The sequence below is a fragment of the Desulfomicrobium macestii genome, assembly GCF_014873765.1.
Taxonomy (GTDB): Bacteria; Desulfobacterota; Desulfovibrionia; order Desulfovibrionales; family Desulfomicrobiaceae; genus Desulfomicrobium; species Desulfomicrobium macestii.
In genome coordinates this window covers 126,036-132,699 of record NZ_JADBGG010000008.1, presented here as the reverse complement: position 1 = coordinate 132,699, position 6,664 = coordinate 126,036, and the positions used below count along the sequence as shown (strand labels likewise).

Annotated in this window: 6 protein-coding genes; 1 reads left to right on the top strand and 5 read right to left on the bottom strand. The window is 48.9% G+C overall.

Annotated features, from left to right (window positions below; all coding sequences use genetic code 11):
- Both H4684_RS07305 and H4684_RS07300 read right to left on the bottom strand, forming a co-directional pair.
- Window positions 1-588, bottom strand: a 588-nt coding sequence (locus H4684_RS07305) for an IS630 family transposase (protein WP_192623299.1), incomplete at its 3' end; no start/stop codon positions are given.
- Window positions 589-719: 131 nt separating this feature from the next.
- Complete coding sequence (locus tag H4684_RS07300; protein ID WP_092192400.1) at window positions 720-2,117, bottom strand: undecaprenyl-phosphate glucose phosphotransferase; 1,398 nt, start codon at window positions 2,115-2,117, stop codon at window positions 720-722.
- Between the two features lie 210 nt (window positions 2,118-2,327).
- Between H4684_RS07300 and H4684_RS07295 the strand changes: the two genes are divergently transcribed.
- On the top strand, window positions 2,328-3,107 hold the full coding sequence (locus H4684_RS07295; protein ID WP_143077891.1) for a tyrosine-protein phosphatase: 780 nt from the start codon (window positions 2,328-2,330) through the stop codon (window positions 3,105-3,107).
- Between the two features lie 55 nt (window positions 3,108-3,162).
- On the opposite strand, the gene H4684_RS07290 is transcribed toward H4684_RS07295, so the two are convergent.
- From H4684_RS07290 to H4684_RS07280, 3 genes are all read right to left on the bottom strand, one after another.
- The gene (locus H4684_RS07290) at window positions 3,163-3,966 is read right to left on the bottom strand and encodes a hypothetical protein (protein WP_092192396.1); all 804 of its coding nucleotides are present in this window, start codon (window positions 3,964-3,966) and stop codon (window positions 3,163-3,165) included.
- A gap of 107 nt (window positions 3,967-4,073) precedes the next feature.
- Window positions 4,074-4,787, bottom strand: coding sequence for a hypothetical protein (locus tag H4684_RS07285; RefSeq protein WP_092192394.1), 714 nt, complete (start codon window positions 4,785-4,787; stop codon window positions 4,074-4,076).
- A gap of 380 nt (window positions 4,788-5,167) precedes the next feature.
- A complete protein-coding gene (locus tag H4684_RS07280; RefSeq protein ID WP_192623298.1) occupies window positions 5,168-6,238 on the bottom strand; it encodes a polysaccharide biosynthesis/export family protein in 1,071 nt (356 codons plus the stop codon).
- Window positions 6,239-6,664 lie beyond the last annotated feature (426 nt).

The window sequence follows — 6,664 nt, the reverse complement described above, 5'->3', positions numbered from 1 at the left end:
TGGAGTCTCGCCTTTGACTCCCCAAGTGCGGCCCACAGGGTGATCGCTGCGCAGTCCCATTTCATCGCCCCAGTAAATTCGGGCTCCTGTCTCCTTGGCCTGCTGCTTGATGGCTGGATACTTGGTTTGCAGCCAGTACTGAACTTGGGCCCGGTTCTGCTCGTATGCTCTGCGCACAGGCTTTTGCGGACTGAAGCCCCAACTGCGCAGATATCGGCCGATAGTGCTCAATGCCAAGGACACTCCGAATTTTCTTTCAATGAGTGCTCCGACAGCCTCGCGAGTCCAGAGAGCAAACGGCAAGCGCAACTGGTCGGGATATTTGCCACGGACCAACCGGGCAGCCCAGGCTGCCTGAAAACCTTTGAGCTTGCCGCCACCAGTAGGCCGGCCCTGGGGTTTGGCCTGGAGAGCTTGCTCTCCGTCCTGCTGGTAAGCTTTCAGCCATTTCCAGATGGCGACTCGGGATACGCCAAAGAGTTCGGCAGTCTCGACCTGCGTTTTTCCACTCAGAACAGCCTGGACAGCGAGCCTTCTGATGTTTTCCTGTGCCTTGGGCGGAAGCTTGCGTGCATCGGTGGTTTGCATGGATCCGAATGTACACAATTCTTCCACGAATGTTAACTATTTTATGCTCGGATTAATAACATCAAACGCCAAAGACTGTATGTGTGTAATCGTTATGGTGCCGACAGCGCACGGAAAAGGGCGGCGTGACATCAGCACGCGTTAGTTCCTGTGAAGCCGCCTGCAATGGTTTGAAGAATGATTTTGAAATCGAGAAGCGGGGTCCATGTTCGAATATATTCCAGATCCATGCGTATCCGGCCTTCCATTTTATCCAGAGTGTCGGTTGGGCCCCGGAATCCGTTGACCTGGGCCAAGCCGGTAATGCCGGGCTTTACTTTGTGACGGAGCATGTATCCTGCCACGAGTTTGCGGTACTCCTCATTCATGGCCACGGCGTGAGGGCGTGGTCCGACAATGGACATGGAGCCTTGGAGTACGTTTAGAAATTGTGGAAGCTCATCCAGAGAGTATCGTCGCAGAAATGCGCCTATCCTTGTCACTCTGGAATCATGTTTTACGCACTGGGTGAAATTATGTCCGTTTTCGCAGACGCTCATGGTTCTGAATTTCAGAACGTTGATGGAAGTGCCGTCCAGTCCATATCGTTGCTGAGCGAAAAATATCGGTCCGGGCGAATCAAGTTTTATGGCTATGGCAATGGCGAGCATTATCGGGGCAGACAAAATCAGGATTAGTGTGCCCAAGACGAGATCAAGTGTGCGTTTTAATACCGCGTAGAATCCAAAAAATGGTGATTCCCAGAGTGCGATTGCAGGGATGTCCCCGAGGTAGTCCACAATTCCGGAGAGCATCATTTTAAATTGAAAGATGTCTGGAACGAAATAGACCGTGGATGTGGAGTCTGCCAGTTCGTTGACGATGCGTTTAATTTTTTTTTCAGCCCTCATTGGCAGTGCGATGTATACGATATCTGTTCCTTGTTCGCGTACATGTTTTGCAACCATGTCTGTACTGCCCAGAATCATGCTGCGGTTTTCCAGGAGTCCCTCTTTCTTGTCGTCGAAAAAACCCTGGACGCCTATACCGAGCCAGAAGTTATTGGTCAGGTAGTTGGATACGGAGATGCCAAGTGCTCCGGCTCCCACAATGACTGCCGTACGGTTGAACTGTTTCTTGCGATCAAAATGGCGTAAAAAACAGCTTAATGTGACTCTAAGCAGAAATAGAAACACAGGCCAAATGATCATCCATGTCGTGATGATGACACGTGAGAAGTCGGAGCTGCTTTTGAGGACATATCCGATGATGAGCAGGCAGGAATAAGCCAAGGCGCAACCTAGGAGCAGACGTTTTGCTTCAAGTTGCCACTTTGCTGCGAACAATGAACGGTAGGTGCCGGCAAGATTGAGGCAGATTGGAGCGAGAAACAGGAGCAGAAAAGCCAGTGCCTGGTATTCTCTGGTGGCAAACATGGTGTTCTGGTAGGCGATCTGGCAAAGACCAAGGATGAGGACTCCTGATAACGCGTCGAATCCTTTGAGAAGGCTCTGGATCAATACAGCATCATGGCTCATTTTGTTTGGCATGTGAGACTCTCTTTTGATTTTCACCAAGTTGTTTAAATAGAATTTTATAAGTGCATAATAATGTTTTTTTACTTTATTTTATTTATAAATTTAATGTATTTATTTAATACTTTTGTTTTAGCTTAATTTTTTAATTTCTGCATAATCGTTAATATTGATGTAATTTGTTTTCTTGACCTTTTTTTAAACACAATTAAGTGTTGATTTTCCATGATAGATATTCATTCTCACATGTTGCCCGGTCTTGATGACGGCCCCAGGAACTTGGAAGAGTCAGTTGCCATGGCTCGGATGGCTGTCGACGATGGAATCCATGGCGTTATCTGCACGCCACATTGGAATCCTCCGATGTGGCCCAACGAGCGAAGCGACATTTCTCAGGCCATTGACGAGTTCCGCTTACGGTTGCAGGCGGAATCCATTCCTTTGGAAATCTGGCCTGGAAGTGAGCTTCATTTGGATGCTGAGTTGCCGTCTATGCTCGCTGAGGGCCGCCTGGGCTCCCTCAACGGCGGTTCCTGGTTGTTGTTGGAGTTGCCAGGCAGTTTTTTGCCTCACAAAATCGATGACTATCTGTGGCGGCTACTCCAGTTGGGCTACCAAGTGATACTTGCTCATCCTGAACGCTATTCTTACGTACTTCGTGATCCGGGACAGTTGCATGTCTGGGTCGAAATGGGGGTGACTGTGCAAATCACCTCCGCCAGCCTGCTTGGCCGGCTTGGACCGGAAATTTTGACCCTTTCTCAACTTATGCTGGCGCACCGCCTGGTGCATTTTTTGGCTAGCGACAGCCATGGCGTACACTCTCGCCGTCCACAACTGCGCGAGGCTCTTGATGCCGCAACCGACATCATGGGCAAAGAGGATGCCTTGCGATTGGTCGAGCGGCACCCGAACGCGGTAGTTATGAACAAACCTCTTTCTTTGTCTGATTTCGCTCCGATGCCTATTTCGAAAAAAAGGCGGTTTTGGTTTAATTTTTGGTGATAAGCACTGGGTAAATGTTTTTCCTGTCTTGTATTTACGCTTGCTATTTGACGGTTCAGAAGGGGCTGGATTCCCCGGAGTCTCCGTCGTCATCGTCATCGTTGTTGGCAATAATCAATGCCCCGGCTGACAAGGCCGTTAACGTGGTTAAGCCTATGGCCAGATTCGTTCCGATGCTTGCAGCGCCGGTTCCCGTCGCTCCTGTAGTGCCCGACGGTTCCTGAGTGTCGCCGGTGGATGTTGTCGCCTGGGCTAGAATGATGGCGTTCCCGGCATGGACCAACTTGCGCCCGCTTGCAGACATGATTTCAAGAGACCCCTGTGTTATTGTCAGCAATGCTTTTTCCTCCGAGACGTGAAGACTGCCACGGAGCAAGCTGTTGGCGCTGGCTGGAATCAGATAGGGCGTTGCGCGTGCCGTATCAAAAGGGGTTTTGAATTCAATGGGCTTGCTGTTTGCTTGCAAGGCAAAATCCACGTTTCCTTTTTCGATCATGATGGAGAAGTGGGAGGATTCTTCGACAATCGCAAATACGGTCTTGTCGGAACATAGGAGTTGCAGCCCGTCGGCTTCGACATAGACCTGATCCTTGCACGCCATGAACATTCCCTTTGGGACAGGAATTTCTTGGTCCACGACAATTTTATTATCCAGAAGCTTTACAGATCCCATGGGGGTCATTGTGGAGGAAGGGCCCACGTCGTCACTGGATGTTTTTGCGTAAAAGGAACTATTGTCACCGGCGGCAATGCTGCCATTCGTGAGTTTTACGGATTGCTGCGCATAGTTGCCTGCCAAGAGTGGTTGCGACAACAACATGACTAAGAACAATTGGAAGATGGATTTGTTTGTTAGCATGTGTCCTTCTTTTGTTTGATTATTGGGTTGCGAATATACGAAACCTTGCCAATAATTTGCCAAAATATTCAAAGCAGGTCGTATGCCGGCTTATGTTTGTCTTGGGCTTAATATGGACTGCCTTCATCGCCATCGCCATCTCCGTCTCCACCGCCACTTCCCGACGCAAGGGCTGCTATGGCTGCGCCCAGGATTCCCACGGAGGCAGCGCCTACGGCGATTCCCCCCCAGCCAGTTTCTGGAGTTGGGCGAGGAAGGTTTCCGGCATTGTTTGATCCTGCAGCGCCTGAAGGGAGTTGAGCCAGGACAATGGTGTCGCCGCGATTAACAATCATTTGCCCATCTACGGAGACTACCTTGAGAGATCCTTCGGACATGGTCAGGGTGGCTTTGTCTTTGGTAACCTGAAGGGTGCCCCGGAATACATTTTCGGAGCTTGCCGGGATGAGATATGGATTCGCTCCTGCGGAGTCTTGAAAAAATGGTTTGAATCCCAGTGGTTTGGATTCATGACTCATGGCAAAGTCCACATTGCCTTCCATTACCATCAAGTTGAAATGAGTGCTTTCTTCCTGAATTGCGAATACCGTCTTGTCCGCACTGACAAGATGCAATCCCTCATTCTCTATCAAGCTTTGCCCGTTGCTGGACATGAGTATTCCGTTGGGAACGGGTATTTCTTTGTCCACGACAGTGCCGCTTTCCAATAATGTGACTGTCCCGTTGGGAACCAACCTGGATATTGAGGCTGCGCTCGCCATTAGTGGTTGAAAAAGCATCATCGTGGCGAGCAAGACTGGGAAAAATTGTTTTCTGAACATTTTTGTGCCTTTTTGGTTTAAAAATTGTTTGATTCAATTTTTGTGTATTTTACTTTTTTTCTAGTAGACGCGTAATATGTGATTGTGAGCTTAGAAATATAAAATACATGTGATAATATCACTTAATTGTTGAGCAATATCTCGTACTAAAGTCAATACTTACATGTGTTGATGCGTTAAATTTAGTAATGGGTATAACTAAGTACGCTGTTTTTTTGGTTGGTACGGGTATGATTTAGGTGGGTATTATATCAGACTGCACTGCAAAAAGTTGCGAAAGAACCCGAGTGTCTTCACGGGTTTGCGTTTTTTCAGGCAGTTCGATTTTGCTGTAGGTTGGTTCGTCAAGATCTGATCGGCACCCGTTGTTCAGTGGCCTGCTAGCGGGCCGGCGGCGTATAGCCGACACCCAGCATGCCGGTCCCAAGCGACAGGCGCACACCCTGGAAAAAGGTGCCGATGGCGCTTGATTCCACAAAGATGACATCCCGGTCCTGAATCCTGAATTTGTCAGTTTCGCTTCGTTGCAGATCATCGAGGGATAGTTTCGCCACTTCCCTGCGCCCATTGTCGAGGTAGCGGACCAGCTTGACGTTTCCGGCATCGGCGAAGGCCTGCAAGCCGCCTGCGGAAATAATGGCCTCCTGGACGGACATTTCTTTGCGTATGGGGTATGATCCTGCCTTGCGGACGGCTCCATCCACATAAACCGAGCCAGCTTCAGGCACATAAATAACATCTCCGCCATTGATGGCCACATTGAGCTCTTCGTTGCCTTCCTTGACCATCTGATCAAGATCTATGAGCAGGGATTGGGGAGCCTCGTCTTGTCGTCCCTTGCGCCGGACCTGCACGACACGTCCGGCGGCGTCGCTGAGACCTTCGGCTATCGCGAGGAAATCCATGAGGTACATCCGGGAGAAATAATCATAGGTCCCGGGCTTGTTGAGCGCTCCCATCATGGTGACTTTGGAGCCGAACTGCTCTTTGACGAAAATGGTGATGTGCGGGTCCTGAAGGTAATTTTCGCGATACAGTTGCTCAATATGCAGTTCGGCGTCACGGACGGCCAGACCGGCAATCCGCACTGTGTTCAGTAGCGGGAGAGAGACCTCGCCACGGGCGCTGACCCGCGCTTCGGTATTGAGATCGGGAGCTTCGAAGATACTGACTTGAATGAGATCTCCTCCGTCCAGGACATAGTCCTCGTAACTTGGAGTCGCGGTGAAGGCCGCGGAAATTTTTTTGTTGAGTTGGGCCACGTCCAAGGGTTCTTCCGCTGCCTGGGCGAAGCTTGTCAGTTTTGTGATGTCGGTCGTTGCCTTGGGGCCTCTCGCCGCGCAAGCCAGGCAGAGGCTCGCGAAGAGTAGAGTCGAAATTTTAAGGATCGAAAAGGTGATGTACTGATTTGTTCGGCCGACTCCGGAAATTCTTTGAGAAGCTGTTTTCATTAAGTTCCCTGTGTAAATCATTATTCAGAAATTTTTAGAAAACAATGAATCGTGGTCTCGAATTTTTTATATAGGAATGTCGCTTAGTTTTTTTTATCTTTAACGAATAGCGGGATATATAAGTACATGAGTGTTTTTATATATACATATATATATTTATGATAAAATTACGAATACTATTATAATTAGATATTTAAAATAGCCCGTATTTTTTTGAATAGAGAAAAGTTTCACCGCGTTGTTAATTGGCTTGAGATCCAAGCAACTGAAATTTTTTAAGGTTCAAAAGGACTTTTATCATGGCTGCAAAAGAAAATTTCGAGGCTCTCCCAAGGGACAGCGCAACATTTTTCCCTCCTCTGCAAGCAAGCCGGGCGACGTTATCTTCGACGGAATTCCGGGAATCGCCGAATGGGGTGGAAATCG